The sequence below is a fragment of the Pseudomonas sp. ADAK2 genome (genome assembly GCF_012935755.1).
Taxonomy (GTDB): domain Bacteria; phylum Pseudomonadota; class Gammaproteobacteria; order Pseudomonadales; family Pseudomonadaceae; genus Aquipseudomonas.
In genome coordinates, this window is sequence record NZ_CP052862.1 from 4,400,522 (window position 1) to 4,417,117 (window position 16,596).

Genomic DNA, 16,596 nt, shown 5'->3' on the forward strand with positions numbered 1-16,596 from the left:
GCGGGCAAGCCTCGCTCCTACAGGGTTCGTGTGGTGTTCTGAATGACACGAAACCTGTAGGAGCGAGGCTTGCCCGCGAAGCTTTTCAGGGCTTACGCGGACTCAAAACCATCTGCGCCGGAATATTGCGCAAGATCTGCTTTTCAATCTTCAATTCGAACTCGGAATCCAGCTTCTTCACTCGCTTGGTCAGCAGCGTTGCCAACCAAGGGTAATCCTGGGTGCGCGGCGCCTGAATGCTCACGGCACATTCATAATTCACCACGTCAGCGGCGATCGCATCCAGTTGGCGGCGAAGTTTGCCCATATCGGTGAGATTCAACGCAACCGTCGTGCTTTCAGCCGTCGGATCGATCACTTTCGCTTTCGGCTTGGCCTCCGCCGCCATGAGCGCCGCTTCGGCCCTGTCCAGCTCGGCCTTGCGTGCATTGACGATGGCATTGTTCACGCCGCCGGTCAGCGCCGGGGCCTTGGGCATCAACGCCCGGGCACGGCTCAGGGCCGTCGCGGCAGCGTTGACGTCACCTTTTTGCAGGACGATCTGGCTACGTTGCAGATAGGCTTCGGCCAGTTGCCGTTGGTATTGCACAAGGCTTGGGTCGTCGGGCGATTGAGCCTGCAAGGTAGCCAGCTGATCTTCGGCGGTAGCCAGTTCGCTGCTGGCCAGGTTTTGTTCCAGCTGTGCGATGGCCGCGGCCCGTCCATCGGGGACCTCGGGGGCCGTCGGTGGCGTGCTTTGGCAAGCGCCCAGTAGCAGAGAAAATGCGACAAGGAGCAGATAACGGGAGGCGAACGGCTTCATTCCTGCGACTCTCTATTTGCGCAAAAAACGAGCAAGTCTACACCCCTCGACGGGGCAGGACAAAACTCAGCAGAAACAGCGCGGCGGCCGTCACCACAATCGATGGGCCCGCCGGGGTGTCCTTGAACCACGACAACGCCAAGCCGCCACACACCGCGAGCATGCCCAGCAGGCTCGCGCCCAGTGCCATTTGCTCCGGCGAGCGGGCGTGACGTTGTGCCGCAGCCGCCGGGATGATCAACAGTGACGTAATCAGCAATACACCGACGATTTTCATCGCCACGGCAATCACGACGGCGATCAGCAACATCAACGTCAGGCGCAATGCCGCTACCGGCAAACCTTCCACCGTGGCCAATTCTTCGTGCACGGTGATTGCCAGCAATGGCCGCCACAACGTCACCAGCAACGCCAGTACCGCCGCGCTACCGCCGAGGATCCAGGCCAGGTCGGTCGGACTGATCGCCAGCAGATCGCCGAACAGATAGGCCATCAGGTCGATCCGTACTTCGTGCATGAAGCTTAGTACCACCAGGCCCAACGAGAGCGTGCTCGGTGCGAGAATTCCCAAAAGGGTATCGGACGCCAGCGGTTGGCGCTGTTGCAAAGTCACCAGCAACACCGCCAGAAGCAGGCAACCAACGGTGACGGCCACTGTAGGGCTGACATCCAGCAGGAAGCCCAGCGCCACGCCGAGCAACGCCGCGTGGGACAGGGTGTCGCCAAAATAAGCCATGCGGCGCCAGACCACGAATGAACCCAGCGGGCCCGCGACCAAGGCCAGGGCCAGACCTGCAAGCAGGGCGTAGAGCAGAAAATCAGCCATGCTTGCAGCTATCTCCATGAACGTGAGGTTGGGCCGACGGGGCCGCGCTGACCACCGCGCCATGCAGGTCATGGGCGTGGTCGTGATGGTGGTGATAAATCGCCAGGCTTTGGGCGTTCTTGCCGAACAGCTCGACGAAAGCAGGATCGCCACTGACATGTTCCGGATGCCCGGAGCAGCAGACATGGCGATTCAGGCACACCACCTGGTCGGTGGTGCTCATCACCAGGTGCAAATCGTGGGAAACCATCAACACGCCGCAACCGTGACGGTCCCGCAGGCGGGTGATCAGACTGTACAGCTCGGCCTGACCGGCTACGTCGACGCCTTGCACCGGCTCATCGAGCACCAACAATTCAGGCTCGCGTAACAACGCCCGGGCCAGCAGCACGCGTTGCATTTCGCCACCGGAAACACTTTGCACCGGGCTGTCGATCACCTGTTCGGCGCCGACTTCCTTGAGTGCCGCCAACGCCCGCGCACGGTCCACACCGGGCACCAGGCGCAAGAAGCGCAGCACTGACAGCGGCAGGGTCGGATCGACGTGAAGTTTTTGCGGCATGTAGCCAACGCGCAATTTCGGCTTGCGCCAGACGCTACCGCTGTCCGGCTTCAACAGGCCGAGCACGGCGCGCACCAACGTGGTTTTACCCGCGCCATTAGGGCCGATCAGGGTGACGATCTGCCCCGGTTCGACACTCAGATCGATATTTTCCAGCACGTTTTGCCCGGCAAACGTGACGGCGACCTGTTCGAGACGGATCAACGCATTGCTCATCAAGCCCCCTGGCAACCCGAGCAAAGACCAATCACTTCAACGGTCTGGGCTTCGACGATAAAGCCGACGTCTTTAGCGCTGCTGACAATCGCGTCGCTGATGGATTTCTGCTCAAGCTCGATGGCGGCGTGGCATTCGCGGCAAATCAGGAACTGGCCCTGGTGCGCATGTCCCGGATGATTGCAGCCAACGAAGGCGTTCAGCGAGGAGATGCGGTGCACGAGGCCGTTTTCCAGGAGGAAATCCAGCGCGCGGTACACGGTCGGCGGCGCGGCGCGGCGACCGTCCTGCTCGCTGAGCACCGCCAGGATGTCGTAGGCACCCAGCGGCTTATGGCTTTGCCACACCAGTTCCAGCACCCGCCGACGCAGGGCGGTCAGGCGCAAGCCTTGACGCGCACACAGGGTATCGGCCTCGGACAATGCGCTATGGACGCAATGAGAGTGGTCGTGGGGACGGCTGGCAATCGGTGTTTTAGGCATGAGCGGCGACGCATTTTGTGAGAGACGTTATTATGTTACCCGTTCTCGCCTCTTCGAGTGGTCATCGTGTCCCGACTTTTTTCTATCTTCATCGCATTTTTCGCCAGTTTCCTGCTGATCGGTTCGGCCCAGGCCGAAGTCAAAGTGCTGACCAGTATCAAGCCGCTACAGCTGATCGCCGCAGCGGTGCAGGACGGTGTAGCGATTCCGGAAGTGTTGCTGCCACCGGGTGCATCGCCGCATAACTATGCATTGCGCCCTTCCGACGTACGGAAGGTGCAGTCGGTGGATCTGGTGTACTGGATTGGTCCGGATATGGAAGGTTTCCTGCCCCGCGTGCTGAAAGGTCGCACATTGCCGACCGTGGCCGTGCAGGATTTGCCTGACCTGAAACTGCGCCATTTCGCCGAAGATAGTCAGTCGCACGCCGAAGATGCCGACGAACATGACCACGATCACCGTCCAGGCACCCTGGACGCGCATTTGTGGTTGTCGCCGGTCAATGCTCGGGTGATCGCCACGAAAATGGCCGCTGACCTGAGTGCTGCCGATCCCGCCAACGCGGCGCGCTATCAGAGCAACCTCAAGGCCTTCGATGAACGTCTGGATGCTTTGGATTTGCGGTTGAAGGCTCGGCTGGCAGGCATTGCCGGTAAGCCGTACTTCGTGTTCCACGAAGCGTTCGACTACTTCGAAGATGCCTACGGTCTCAAGCACACCGGTGTATTCAGCGTCGCCGCCGAAGTGCAGCCGGGTGCACAGCATGTCGCGGCGATGCGCACGCGTTTGCAGGAAGTGGGCAAGACCTGCGTGTTCAGCGAGCCGCCGTTGCGCCCGCGGCTGGCGGAAACCCTGGTGGCCGGTCTGCCGGTGAAACTGGCGGAACTGGATGCGTTGGGCGGCTATACCCCGGCGACCGCTCAGGGGTATGCGCAGGTGCTGGAGAAGTTGGGGAATGATTTGGCGGGGTGTCTGGAGTCGTTGTAACCGGACATTTGAGGCGGCCCATTCGCGGGCAAGCCTCGCTCCTACGGATTTTTGTCGTTCAAAACGTCGCGAACGACCCATATCCTGTAGGAGCGAGGCTTGCCCGCGAAGCTTTTAAAGGGCGAAAGGCAACGGTGTGCTGACCTTCTGCCGCTGCGCCAAGCGCTGCTGAAACTCCATCGGATCGTGAATCAACACGTCCTGCCCGGCGAACGATTCCGCGGCAATCAATCGCGACAGCCAGAATCGCACGCACGCCACGCGCAGCATGGTCGGCCACAACTCGGCCTCCGCCGCCGTGAATGGCCGCAGTGCCGCATAAGCACCCAACAAGGCGCGGGCACGCGGCCCGTCGATCACACCTTGCTCGTCCGAGCACCAGTCATTCAAGGCAATTGCCACGTCGTACAACATCGGTCCGGAACAGGCGTTGTAGAAGTCGATCAGCCCGGTCAGGTGCGTGCCTTCGAACATCGCGTTATCGCGGAACAGGTCGGCGTGGATGTTGGCCCGCGGCAGCGCCAGAATTTTGGTTTTCTGCTGAGTGATTTCGTCCAATGCCCGCTGCAGCAGATCGCTCTGCTCGGCGTTCAAATGCGAGAGCAACTGCGTGCCCTCCTCCTGCATCCAGTCCAGACCACGATCGGTCTTGCGCTTTATCATGTTGGCCTGAGTCGCCAGATGCAGGTGGCCGAGCAGCTCGCCGACCTGAGAGCAATGCTGGGCGTTGGCTTCCTTGATGTGCTTGCCGGCCAGGCGCGGTTGCAGCAGCGCCGGTTTGCCGGCCAGTTCACGTAAAGCCACGCCGTCAATGGTGCGCAGCGCGTAGGGCACCGGCAGGTCGGCGTCGTGCAACACGTCGAGCAGTTCGATGAAGAACGGCATTTCCTGAACCGGGCCGCGTTCAACCAGGGTCAGGACAAACTCGCCCTGCTCCAGGCTGATAAAGAAATTGGTGTTTTCACTACCGGCGGCAATCCCCTGGAAATCGAGCAGGCGGCCGAGCCCGTATGGGGCGAGAAAGGTTTCCAGCTCGGGCCGAGCCAGGGGGGTGAACACAGACATGGTTAAAAACTGCTCAGTTCGGGCGCCGCGATTGAGCCGGCGCCGATTAAAGTTAAGAAACTACTTCCACTCAAAGATCTTCCACGACGGAATCAGCATATCCGGCTGATCGGAGCGGATGAAGTTTGCATCGGTCCCGTCCGCGCGCACCAGAAAATACGGTGGTGCGCCCTTGGGCGTGACCTTGATCGCATACAGGAAACCGTTTTGCCGGTACTCCTGAATGACCTTGTCCCCTTCCGTGCGGATCGTGACTTCCGGCTCCGGCGTCGGCGCATCGTCCGCCGCCATGACGGCCAATGGAGCGGTTGCAAACAACCCAGCCAGCAACAGGCGATTTAGTGTGCGCATGATAACCTTGTCCCTTTGTCGTCAACGGTCCCGCTATTCTAGCGCCGGACCCGCCGAAAAGGTTGATCCTGCTCATGAGCCAAGCCCCCCTCGTCCTGGTGGACGGTTCTTCTTACCTGTACCGCGCCTTTCACGCGCTGCCACCACTGACCACTTCCAAAGGCCTGCCGACCGGCGCGGTCAAGGGTGTGTTGAACATGCTCAAGAGTCTGCGCAAGCAGTACCCGGAGAGCCCGTTCGCCGTGGTGTTCGACGCCAAGGGCGGGACGTTCCGTGACGAAATGTTCGCCGAGTACAAGGCCAATCGCCCAAGCATGCCCGACGACATGCGCGTGCAGATCGAGCCGCTGCACCAGAGCGTGATCGCCCTCGGCTTCCCGTTGCTGTGCGTCGAAGGCGTCGAGGCCGATGACGTGATCGGCACCCTGGCCCGCAGCAGCGCGGCCGCCGACCGCCCGGTGGTGATCTCCACTGGCGACAAGGACATGGCGCAACTGGTCGACGGGCACATTACCTTGGTCAATACCATGACCGGTAGCAGCATGGACGTGGAGGGCGTGAAGGAGAAATTCGGCGTCGCTCCCGAGCAGATCATCGATTACCTGGCGCTGATGGGCGATTCGTCCGACAACATCCCGGGCGTTCCAGGCATCGGCCCGAAAACCGCGTCCGGTTTGTTGGTCGGCGTAAACGGCGGCCTGACCGAGCTGTACGCGCAACTCGACATCGTGCCGACCCTGCCGATTCGCGGTGCCAAGACCCTGCCGGCCAAGCTCGAAGAGCACAAGGAGATGGCGTTCCTCTCCTATCGCCTGGCAACCATCAAGATCGACGTGCCGCTGGACATCGGCCTCGACGACCTGCAAATGGGCCAGCCGGACCACGACAAACTCGCCGAGCTCTACACCTTGCTCGAATTCAAGAGCTGGTTCGAAGACAACCAGCGCGATGCCAAGCGTTCCGGCCAGGAAGTGGTTGCGCCAGTGGCTGAAGAAGAGGTCGCTGCTGCGGCTGAACTCAAGTACACGACGATCCTCACCCAGGCCGATTTCGATCTGTGGTTGAAGAAGTTGAACGACGCCAAACTGATCGCCTTCGATACCGAAACCACCGGCATTGACGCGCAGCGGGCGCAACTTGTGGGCCTGTCCTTCGCCGTGCAAGCCAACGAAGCGGCCTACATCCCGCTGACCCACTCCTACATGGGCGCGCCGGAGCAGCTGGATCGCGACACCGTTCTGCGCGCGCTGAAACCGATCCTCGAAGACCCGAGCAAGCTCAAGGTCGGCCAGCACGCCAAGTTCGACATGAACATCCTGGCCAACTGCGCCATCGGTGGCGACCAGAACTGCGGCATCACGGTGCAAGGCATCGCCTTCGACACCATGCTCGAATCCTATGTGCTCGATTCCACCGCGACCCGCCACGACATGGACAGCCTGGCGCTCAAGTACCTGAATCACACCACCACCGGTTTTACCGACATCGCCGGCAAGGGTGCCAAGCAGCTGACGTTCGATCAGATTGCCCTGGAACTGGCCGGGCCTTACGCCGCCGAAGACGCCGACGTGACCCTGCGCCTGCACCAAACCTTGCAGGCCAAGCTCAATGCGATTCCGAGCCTGAGCAAGGTCTTGAGCGAGATCGAAATGCCGCTGGTGCCGGTGTTGGCACGGATCGAACGCCAGGGCGCACTGGTTGACGCTGCCCTGCTGGGCATCCAGAGCATTGAGTTGGGCACGAAAATGGTCGAGCTGGAGCGTGAGGCGTACGCCATCGCCGGCGAAGAATTCAACCTCGGGTCGCCGAAGCAATTGGGCGCGATCCTGTACGAAAAGCTCGGCCTGCCGATCCTCAGCAAAACCGCCAAGGGCCAGGCCTCGACCGCCGAAGCCGTGCTGGCGGAACTGGCCGAGCAGGATTTCCCGCTGCCCAAGGTGCTGATGCAATACCGCTCGATGAGCAAACTGAAAAGCACCTACACCGACCGCCTGCCGGAGCAGATCAACCCGCGCACCGGGCGGATACACACCTCTTATCATCAGGCTGTCGCGGCTACCGGTCGTTTGTCCTCCAGCGATCCAAACCTGCAGAACATCCCGATCCGCACCGCGGAAGGCCGGCGGATTCGTCAGGCATTCGTCGCGCCAAAAGGCTACAAACTGCTGGCGGCGGATTACTCGCAGATCGAACTGCGGATCATGGCCCACCTGGCCAAGGACGAAGGGTTGCTGCACGCCTTCCGCAACGACCTGGACGTGCACAAGGCCACGGCGGCGGAAGTCTTCGGGGTTGAATTGGCAGAGGTCACCACCGATCAGCGACGCAGCGCCAAGGCGATCAACTTCGGCCTGATCTACGGCATGAGCGCGTTTGGCCTGGCCAAGCAGATCGGCGTCGATCGCAAGCAATCCCAGGCGTACATCGATCGCTACTTCGCCCGCTACCCTGGCGTTCTCCAGTACATGGAACGCACCCGAACCCAGGCTGCCGAACAAGGCTTCGTCGAAACCATCTTCGGTCGTCGCCTGTACCTGCCGGAGATCAACGCGAAGAATCCGGCACTGCGCAAAGGCGCCGAGCGCACGGCGATCAACGCCCCGATGCAAGGCACTGCGGCCGACATCATCAAGAAAGCCATGGTGGCAGTGGATAACTGGCTGACGTCGTCAGGCCTGGACGCCAAAGTCATCCTGCAGGTACACGATGAATTGGTGCTTGAGGTGCGTGAGGACCTGGTCGACCAGGTGCGTGAAGAAATTCGCGCGCACATGAGCAACGCCGTGAAGCTCGATGTGCCGCTTCTGGTCGAAGTTGGCGTAGGCAATAACTGGGACGAGGCGCACTAAGCCGTCGGTAGAGGGCTTTCTGCCGCGGCATAGTGCCGCGGCAGACAGGGCTCGAGGGGCGCTTAGTTCGAAAAATGCGTCGGGTTATTCCAAAGGCATTTGAAAAATTTCTGAACTAATCTCGTGAATCGCCACTCAGAGTTACTGAATGGCTGGTGAAGCCCTTCGATGCTCCTATGTTGTGTTAAGTGTTGGCAGATAAATCTGGACCCCGCCCTAGCGGTCCGGAGCTTGAACCCCGGAACTTCCCCCTCCCCATAAGAAGTCCGGGGTTTTTTTTGCCTGCAGGAAAGCCTTACTCGGCAATCTCAGTGCCCTTGTCCGCCAATTCCATCCAACCTGCCAATACAGTGTAGGCGTCTTCCAGGCCCAGGCGTTTTGGCGCCGAGAACAACTGGATGCTGATCGCGTCACCCCAACCCTTGCGAATGTCGGCCTGAACCTTGAGCAGGACGTTTTTCGCTGCGCCGTAGGTCAACTTGTCGGCTTTGGTCAGCAAAATGTGCATCGGCATGCCGCTGGCGACTGCCCAATCGAGCATCAGCAAGTCGAAGTCGGTCATTGGATGACGGATGTCCATCATCAGGATCAGACCTTTCAAACTCTCGCGACCGCCCAGATAAGCTTCCAGGTGACGCTGCCAGTGCAGCTTCAACGGGATAGGTACTTTTGCGTAACCGTAGCCCGGAAGGTCGACCAGACGCCGATCATCGTCTAGCTTGAAGAAGTTCAACAACTGCGTGCGACCCGGCGTTTTCGAGGTCCGCGCCAGGCTGGCGTGAGTCAGGGTGTTCAGCGCGCTGGATTTACCGGCGTTGGAACGCCCGGCGAAGGCTACTTCAAAGCCCTCGTCGTCCGGACATTGGTCGACTTTGGCAGCGCTGAGCATGAAGGTGGACTGTTGGCACAGGCCGAGGATGGGGTTCTTGAGTTGCATGGGATTTCCGATGTGGGCGGCGCCGGGAATGGACGCGGCGAGCAGTGTCGTTTCCGTTTCAGTGGCGCCAGTATATAATGCCGCAGATTTTGTGTGCGCTTTGTCCCAGCGTAGGATGAAGTTCACGAGAGCGAAAGACCTTGATTGCGCACTAGAACGCAGAACGCTCTCTACCCTGAAAAGGTCGTTTTATGACGAAATGGCTGCTAGCTGCCGGTGTCTTGATGCCGCTTTACAGCGCTCAGGCTACACAGGATCCGGAAGCTGTGTACAACCGTGTTTGTGGTGCCTGTCATTCCGGCCAACTACCTTCGGCGCCTCAGAAGGGCGATCAGGAAGCTTGGACGCCGAGGTTGGCGAAAGGTATGGAGACGCTGGTGCAACACGTAACCCAGGGTTTCAAGGCGATGCCGCCGCGTGGTTTGTGCATGGACTGCAGTGCCGAGGATTACCAAGCCATCATCCACTGGATGAGCGAGTAAACCCGGCCCATAACTCTTTAACCCTTAGCCGTAGTTGGATTAGCTGATGAACAAATTGATCGTGAGTCTGCTGTTGACCGTGGGGATCTCCGGCATTGCCCATGCTGCAGGTGATGCAACCGCTGGCCAGGCGAAAGCCGCAGTGTGTGGCGCCTGTCATGGCCCGGATGGCAACAGCATGGCGCCTAACTTTCCGAAACTGGCAGGTCAGGGCGAGCGTTATCTGAACAAGCAGTTGCACGACATCAAGTCCGGCAAACGCACGGTACTGGAAATGACCGGCCTGCTGACCAACCTGAGCGATCAGGACCTGGCCGATATCGCCGCCTACTTCGCCAGCCAGAAAGGCAGCGTTGGCGCCGCCGACCCTAAAGTCGTGGCTCGCGGTGAAGCACTGTTCCGCGGTGGTGACCTGGCCAAGGGCCTGCCAGCCTGCACCGGCTGCCATTCGCCAAATGGCGCAGGCAACGCCGCCGCCGGCTTCCCGCACCTAGGTGGCCAGCACGCTCAATACATTGCCAAGCAACTGACCGACTTCCGCAAGGAAGAAGGCGGCCGCGCCAACGATGGCGACACCAAGACCATGCAGACCATCGCCAAACGGCTGAGCGACGAAGATATCGCCGCGGTCTCCAGCTACATCCAGGGCCTGCACTAGGGCCTGCGGATCGAGCGTTACGCTGGGCGGACATCTCCAGCAACGTTAACGCTCTATTAATCCGTCGCAGCAAGTATAAAAAGGGTGGCTTAGGCCGCCCTTTTTTGTGGCTGCTGCCGTTACACTACAGAACTCAAGCCCGCCAGGATCTGTCTGAAAACAGGTCGCGCGAGGCGACCCAAATTGTCCAGGAGTAAAGCATGCGTAATCTGATCATCAGCGCCGCACTCGTCGCTGCCAGCCTGTTCGGCATGAACGCGGTCCAGGCCGCCGAAGCACCTGCAGCACCTTATGTCGAACTCGCCAACGCGGTTCCCGTCGCTGTCCCTGGCAAGATCGAAGTGGTGGAGCTGTTCTGGTACGGTTGCCCGCATTGCTACGCATTCGAGCCAGTAATCAATCCATGGGTTGAAAAACTGCCTTCTGACGTGAACTTCGTCCGCATCCCTGCCATGTTCGGCGGCCCTTGGGATGCTCACGGGCAAATGTTCCTGACCCTGGAAGCCATGGGTGTCGAGAGCAAGGTGCATTCGGCCGTGTTCGAAGCGATCCAGAAAGAACACAAGAAGCTGACTGATCCAGCAGACATGGCGGAATTCCTGGCCACTCAGGGCGTCGACAAAGACAAGTTCCTGGCCACCTTCAATTCCTTCGCCATCAAAGGTCAAATCGTCAAAGCCAAAGAGCTGGCGAAGAAGTATGAGATCTCCGGCGTTCCAACCATGATCGTCAACGGCAAATATCGCTTTGACGTGGGCTCTGCCGGCGGTGCCGAACAAGCCCTGAAACTGGCCGACAAACTGGTCGACCAAGAGCGAGCGGCTAACAAGGCTGCCGCCAACTAAGCGCGGCCCCTGCCATGCGCCGCTGGGGTACTGAACGCGTCGTTGGCCTGCATGAAGCGCGGGTCAACTCGCATCACCTGGAATCGACGGGCCTGCCCGCAGACAGCCGTTTGCGTCTGCTCAGCTTCAACATCCAGGTTGGCATCAGTACCGAGCGCTATCGGCACTACCTGACCCGCGGCTGGCAACACCTGTTGCCGCACACCGGGCGCGCCGACAACCTGCAAAAGATCGGCAATCTGCTGGGCGACTTCGATCTGGTCGCCTTGCAGGAAGCCGATGGCGGCAGCCTGCGATCAGGCTACGTCAATCAAGTCGAACACCTGGCCCAACTCGGGGCCTTCCCCTACTGGTATCAACAACTCAATCGCAACCTCGGTCGCCTCGGCCAGCACAGCAATGGCGTGCTCAGCCGCCTGCGCCCATGGGCGATTGAAGATCACCCGCTACCGGGGCCCAAAGGCCGCGGGGCGATCCTGGTGCGCTTCGGCGAAGGTCCGGAGGCGTTGATCGTCGTGATGATGCACCTGGCCCTCGGCGCCCGTGTGCGCAGCCTGCAACTGGCCTACATCCGCGAATTGATCGGTGGCTACAAACACCAGGTGCTGATGGGTGACATGAACACCCACGCCAGCGACTTGCTGCAAAACTCCCCGTTGCGCGACCTCGGCCTGCTGGCGCCGCAACTGGAAGCGACGTTCCCCAGCTGGCGCCCGCAGCGCTGCCTGGACCACATTCTGCTCAGCCCGACGCTGACCCTGGAAAGAGTCGAAGTGCTGGCACAACCGATTTCCGATCACCTGCCGGTCGCGGTAGAGATTCGTTTGCCGGGTTCGCTCACGGCCGATGCATTCCCCGCGTTGAGTCCTGCCCCTCGCGGATCCCATGAATGAGCGACGAAGCACAACGCTGGAAAGAGAAGTACCTCAAAAGCATCGAACAACAGGAAAAACTCGAGCGTCGCTGGGACGCCCGACTCGACCTGTTGCGTCGCGGGTTGGTACGCAGCACCCTGGCGGCCGAGGGCACCGACCGCGCCGTTGACCTGTGCATGAAGGAAATGCGCGAAGTGGTGCGCACCGATGACATGGATGCCGGCCTCGCCGCACTGCTGCCACGCCTGGAAAAAGCCGTTCTAGACTCCGAGCAGCGTCGCGAAACCCGGGCCGACCAAGTCAGCGCGGCACTCAACGCGCTGGTCTCGCAACTCCAGGCATTGCCGCTCCCCCGGGAAGTCAGCCGGCCGCTCAAGACCTTTGCCAAGCAACTGGACGGGCGCGTCGGTCAGGCTCGCGAGATTCCTCTGCTGCTCAGCGAACTGAGCGGCTTGCAGGGCAAGGCCCTGAACCAATTGGAGAACCCTGCCGAACCTGGCCGCCCGGGTTTGCTCCAGCGGCTGTTCGGCAGTCGGGACGTGGAGGAAGCAGCGCCGCAGGTCGCTGCCCCCACAGTGCAGGCGCCGGTTTCAGCCCCCATCGCGGAACCGACACAGCCCAAGGCCGATGTCGCTCCCGTCGCTGATGTGCCGCAGCCGGTGCCGTCGATAGCCCCAGTCGCACCCACCGCCGCCGTCATAGCGGAACCGCCAACGCCGCAGACACTACCGGCGCCCGATATCGTGGCATTTGTCCCACCGGTTCTGGAGCCGCAAGTAGTCCGCGCCCAACCGCCAGTACCGCAGCCAGAGCCTGAACGGCCTGAAGAGCCAGCGCCACCGATCATCGCCCCTGCCGCCCAGGTTCAGCCGGCCTTCAATCCGGACGAACTGACCCCGGCGGCCACTCCCGAAACACCGGTATTCCTCGACAGCCTGCCCCTGCCTGCCGCAATGGCTCAAGCACTGGCCGCCATCGATCCTGAACACCCCGAGCAAGACATCCTCTATGCATTGCCGGACTCACCGGAGCCGTCCTACAGTTCCGTTGCCACGCACATCGAAGAGACGCTGCTGGGCTTGCTCGACGACTTGACGCTACCGGAACGCCATCGCCCGCAAGCCGAAGCAATGCGCGAACGCCTGCAAAATGGCCTGAACTGGTATGAGTTGCTGCCGATTCTCGACGATCTGGCGACCCTGATGCTGGCGATTACCGACAGCGGCCAGCATGAGTTCGAAGCGTACTTGCAGCAACTCAACGAGCGCCTCGAGTCGTTCCAGAGCAACCTGCAAGCCGCCAGCGACGGTCATGCCGATAACCGCTCCGCCGCGCGCGAGATGGACACGCAGATCCGCGAGCAGGTTGACGGTTTGCAAACCAGCATGCAGGACGCCGCAGACCTGGAAGACCTCAAGCACGTACTGGAAAACCATCTCGAAGGCCTGCTGGGCACCATGGACCAGCATCAGAAGCAGCGCGATGAACGCGAGCAGGAAGTCGCTGCGCGCCTGCATGGCCTCGCCGAACGGGTCGCGCACATGGAGCAAGAGGCGCTGGGCTACCGTGAGCACCTTGAAGAACAACGGCAAAAAGCTCTGATCGACCCACTGACCGGCCTGCCCAATCGCGCCGCCTGGAGCGAACGGCTGGAGCACGAAATCGGCGAATGGCAGCAGCACGGCAATACGCTGATGCTGGCCATGCTCGACCTCGACCACTTCAAACGCATCAATGATAACTACGGCCACTTGGCGGGTGACAAGGTGCTGAAAATCATCGCCAGCGTGCTGCGCAAACGCCTGCGCGGTTCGGATTTCATTGCTCGCTTCGGCGGTGAAGAGTTCGTGCTGTTAATGCCTGCGACTGTACCGACAGCCGGCGCAAAACTGCTGGAAATCCTGCGTGCATCGATCGAAGCCTGCCCTTTTCACTTCAAGGGCGAGCGCGTAACCATCACTATTTCCATGGGACTGACCGCGTTCAAACCTGGGGAACATAGCGATATGGTGCTTAAAAGAGCCGATCAGGCGCTCTATCGGGCCAAAAATGCCGGGCGTAACCGAGTGGAACTGGGCTAAGCGCCAATTGTTCCATTTTGTTTAAAGTGGCTCTTCGGCCTTCGTGGCGCAAGGCATTACGTTACACTGTTGCATTACAGTCCTGCGTGTATTGCCTTCTGCCATGAAATATCTTGCCCTCGCTCTGTCGCTTCTGCTGCTGGCCGGTTGTGCCAGCGGTCCGCGCTTCGATACCAGTCACCCTTCCGCCAACTTCGACAGCCGCGTGCAGTTTGTGGTGGTGCATTACACCTCCGCCTCGCTGGAGCGTTCGCTGCAGCTGTTGACCCATGGCGAGGTCAGCAGCCACTACCTGATCGGTGACGATAACGGCGCGACCATCTACAAACTGGTGGATGAGAATTTGCGCGCCTGGCACGCCGGGGAAAGCGAATGGCAAGGCCGGACGTGGCTGAACTCAAGCTCCATCGGCATCGAAATCGTCAATCCGGGCTTCCGCGACATGCCGACCGGCGGTCGCTTCTGGTACCCCTACAGCGAAGCCCAGGTCCAATCCTTGATCGTCCTGCTCAAGGACATCAGCAAACGCAATGGCATCAGCCCCCGGCACATCATCGGTCATAGCGACATCGCCCCGCTGCGCAAGCTGGATCCGGGTCCGTTGTTTCCCTGGAAGCGCTTGGCCGCCGAAGGCCTGGGCATCTGGCCAAACGAGCAGGCCGTCGCCCGTCGGCAAGTGCAATTCGAGGTAGAGCTGCCGAGCATCGGCTGGTTCCAGGAGCAACTGGCGCGCCTGGGTTACGCGACGCCGCAAACCGGCGAACTGGATGTGGCGACACGCCATGTGTTGGCGGCCTTCCAGATGCACTACCGCCCTTCTCGCTTCGACGGCATGCCGGATGCGCAAACCGCTGCCATGCTGCTGGTATTGAATCAGACAAAATAATGACGCCCGCCCGACGGTCAGCGCTTTTTCTCAATCAGCAGCTATAACTCATTGGTAATTCTTGGGATCTTCCAATATGCCTGCTGCTCGAGAGAGGTTGCGTAGTTGGTTCTATCGCCCGTTGTTTTTGGCGATGTTAGCGGCTGCCCTGAGTGCCACCCTGCTGATGGCCGGCAGTCTGTTTATCGCGATGCATCAAGTCGAGCAGAACGAAAGCCGGGAAATGAACGCCCAGGGCGAGCGCTTCCTCGCCCGTCTTGAGCAGATGTTCGGGCAACTGCGCGAAAGCCTTGATGATCTGGAAGCCCAACCGCTGCGAAGTTGCAACGATGAAATGATCGCCACCTTGCAGCAGATCAGCTTCAGTTATCGCTTCGTCTACGAAGCCGCCTATATGGATTCCACCCGGATTTGCTCCAACCGCCCTCGCCAGGAAGGGTTATCGATGATTCGGCCGTCGGACATCAAAGGCCCCGTCTACAGCTATTGGCTGAACACCACCACCGAACCCGATGAGAACCGCGCCGCGCTGATGCTCAGTCGCGGCAATTTCCGGGTGGCGACTTCTCGCGGGCACCTGACCGACATGGTCGACCTCTCTCCCGGTAGCAGCCTTCTGGTGGTGCTCGACAACGGGAAGCGGGCAATCCCGGTGCTGGGCGTCGAGCAGGCCTGGCCGCCCACGGAGCCCTGGCCGCCGAAAAGCCTCGATGCCCTGCAAGTGACTCAAAGCCGCCTGATTTACCGCATGCCCACCAATAATCCGGAATATCAGTTGGTACTGATCACTCCGCGCACCGCCATGCATGTGCCGGCGGTCTGGTGGTGGCTCCTGCCAGCAAGTCTGGCGCTGGGGATTATCGTGGGTTTCCTGGTATTTCTGCTGGTGCGCCAACGTCAGTCGCTGGACGTCGAACTGCAGGGCGCAATACGCCGAGGCGAGTTGCAGGTGTTGTATCAACCGATCTTCGACCTCGACAGTCGCAACTGCGTTGGCGCTGAAGCCCTGCTGCGCTGGCGCAGGCCGGATGGCACGCTGACCAGCCCCGATCTGTTTATCCCGATGGCAGAGAACACCGGTCAGATTCGCCAGATGACCGACTTCGTCCTGCAGCGTCTGCTGGAGCAACTGGGGCAACTGCTACGGGCCAATCCGCAGCTGTACATCTCGGTCAACCTGGCGGCCTGCGATGTCATGGTGCCGCGTATCGGCCAAGTCATGGCGCGTCTGCTGACCTTGCACCGGGTCGCTGCCAAGCAGATTGCCTTCGAAGTGACGGAGCGCGGTTTGATCGACGTGGTTGTGGCCCGGGAAAACCTGCAAGCCTTGCGCGATGTCGGGCATCAGGTGCTGATCGACGATTTTGGCACCGGCTATTGCAGCCTGGCCTACCTGCAAACCTTGCCGGTGGATTGCCTGAAAATCGACAAGGCCTTTATCGATGCCCTGGGCCATGACGCTGCCAGCAGTGGCGTGGCCCCGCACATCATTCACATGGCCCAGGCCCTGCAACTCAAGGTGATCGCCGAGGGCATCGAGCATGAAGCCCAGGCGGCATTCCTGAGCAGCGAGGGGGTGAAGTTCGGGCAGGGCTGGTTGTTCGCCCATGCGCTGAGCGCGGTGCAGTTCATCGAGCTGATTACCCGTGGCCGCCGGCTAACGGGCCGACGCCTGGATGACGAAGCGTAAAA

Annotated in this window: 16 protein-coding genes; 9 read left to right on the top strand and 7 right to left on the bottom strand. The window is 60.6% G+C overall.

Annotated elements, in window-relative coordinates:
• Positions 1–85 precede the first annotated feature (85 nt).
• From HKK52_RS20165 to zur, 4 genes are read right to left on the bottom strand one after another with little or no spacing between them, the layout of a single operon-like run.
• On the bottom strand, positions 86–802 hold the full coding sequence (locus HKK52_RS20165) for a PA5502 family lipoprotein (RefSeq protein ID WP_169372281.1): 717 nt from the start codon (positions 800–802) through the stop codon (positions 86–88).
• 37 nt (positions 803–839) lie between these two features.
• Positions 840–1,628, bottom strand: coding sequence for a zinc ABC transporter permease subunit ZnuB (gene znuB, locus HKK52_RS20170; protein ID WP_054047998.1), 789 nt, complete (start codon positions 1,626–1,628; stop codon positions 840–842).
• A complete protein-coding gene (gene znuC / locus HKK52_RS20175; protein ID WP_169372282.1) occupies positions 1,621–2,406 on the bottom strand; it encodes a zinc ABC transporter ATP-binding protein ZnuC in 786 nt (261 codons plus the stop codon). The genes znuB and znuC overlap by 8 nt, the downstream gene beginning before the upstream one ends.
• Entirely contained in the window at positions 2,406–2,888 is a 483-nt protein-coding gene (zur, locus tag HKK52_RS20180; RefSeq protein WP_169372283.1) for a zinc uptake transcriptional repressor Zur, read from the bottom strand. Before zur ends, znuC begins: the two co-directional genes overlap by 1 nt.
• Positions 2,889–2,954: 66 nt before the next feature.
• Between zur and znuA the strand changes: the two genes are divergently transcribed.
• Positions 2,955–3,875: a zinc ABC transporter substrate-binding protein ZnuA gene (znuA, locus tag HKK52_RS20185; protein WP_169372284.1), complete on the top strand. Its 921-nt coding sequence runs from the start codon at positions 2,955–2,957 to the stop codon at positions 3,873–3,875.
• A gap of 114 nt (positions 3,876–3,989) precedes the next feature.
• Here the strand turns inward: znuA and HKK52_RS20190 are convergent, their stop codons facing one another.
• Both HKK52_RS20190 and HKK52_RS20195 read right to left on the bottom strand, forming a co-directional pair.
• Positions 3,990–4,940: a homoserine kinase gene (locus HKK52_RS20190; protein ID WP_169372285.1), complete on the bottom strand. Its 951-nt coding sequence runs from the start codon at positions 4,938–4,940 to the stop codon at positions 3,990–3,992.
• A 60-nt stretch (positions 4,941–5,000) separates the two neighbouring features.
• The gene (locus tag HKK52_RS20195; protein WP_169372286.1) at positions 5,001–5,291 is read right to left on the bottom strand and encodes a DUF2782 domain-containing protein; all 291 of its coding nucleotides are present in this window, start codon (positions 5,289–5,291) and stop codon (positions 5,001–5,003) included.
• Positions 5,292–5,365: 74 nt separating this feature from the next.
• On the opposite strand from HKK52_RS20195, the gene polA reads away from it, so the two are divergent.
• On the top strand, positions 5,366–8,140 hold the full coding sequence (gene polA, locus HKK52_RS20200; protein ID WP_169372287.1) for a DNA polymerase I: 2,775 nt from the start codon (positions 5,366–5,368) through the stop codon (positions 8,138–8,140).
• Positions 8,141–8,435: 295 nt separating this feature from the next.
• Here polA and yihA read toward each other — a convergent pair whose 3' ends face one another.
• Entirely contained in the window at positions 8,436–9,077 is a 642-nt protein-coding gene (gene yihA / locus HKK52_RS20205) for a ribosome biogenesis GTP-binding protein YihA/YsxC (RefSeq protein WP_169372288.1), read from the bottom strand.
• Between the two features lie 191 nt (positions 9,078–9,268).
• Here yihA and HKK52_RS20210 point away from each other — a divergent pair, with 191 nt between their 5' ends.
• From HKK52_RS20210 to HKK52_RS20240, 7 genes are all read left to right on the top strand, one after another.
• The gene (locus HKK52_RS20210; protein ID WP_169372289.1) at positions 9,269–9,559 is read left to right on the top strand and encodes a c-type cytochrome; all 291 of its coding nucleotides are present in this window, start codon (positions 9,269–9,271) and stop codon (positions 9,557–9,559) included.
• A 46-nt stretch (positions 9,560–9,605) separates the two neighbouring features.
• Positions 9,606–10,217, top strand: coding sequence for a c-type cytochrome (locus tag HKK52_RS20215; RefSeq protein ID WP_169372290.1), 612 nt, complete (start codon positions 9,606–9,608; stop codon positions 10,215–10,217).
• A 200-nt stretch (positions 10,218–10,417) separates the two neighbouring features.
• Positions 10,418–11,062, top strand: coding sequence for a thiol:disulfide interchange protein DsbA/DsbL (locus tag HKK52_RS20220; RefSeq protein WP_169372291.1), 645 nt, complete (start codon positions 10,418–10,420; stop codon positions 11,060–11,062).
• Positions 11,063–11,076: 14 nt separating this feature from the next.
• Positions 11,077–11,955, top strand: coding sequence for an endonuclease/exonuclease/phosphatase family protein (locus HKK52_RS20225; protein WP_169372292.1), 879 nt, complete (start codon positions 11,077–11,079; stop codon positions 11,953–11,955).
• A complete protein-coding gene (locus HKK52_RS20230) occupies positions 11,952–14,018 on the top strand; it encodes a diguanylate cyclase (protein ID WP_169372293.1) in 2,067 nt (688 codons plus the stop codon). The genes HKK52_RS20225 and HKK52_RS20230 overlap by 4 nt, the downstream gene beginning before the upstream one ends.
• 103 nt (positions 14,019–14,121) lie before the next feature.
• Positions 14,122–14,904 (top strand): N-acetylmuramoyl-L-alanine amidase, encoded by a 783-nt coding sequence (locus HKK52_RS20235; protein WP_169372294.1) that lies wholly within the window; start codon positions 14,122–14,124, stop codon positions 14,902–14,904.
• A gap of 76 nt (positions 14,905–14,980) precedes the next feature.
• Positions 14,981–16,594, top strand: a complete 1,614-nt coding sequence (locus HKK52_RS20240; protein WP_169372295.1) for an EAL domain-containing protein — start codon at positions 14,981–14,983, stop codon at positions 16,592–16,594.
• Positions 16,595–16,596: the final 2 nt, after the last annotated feature.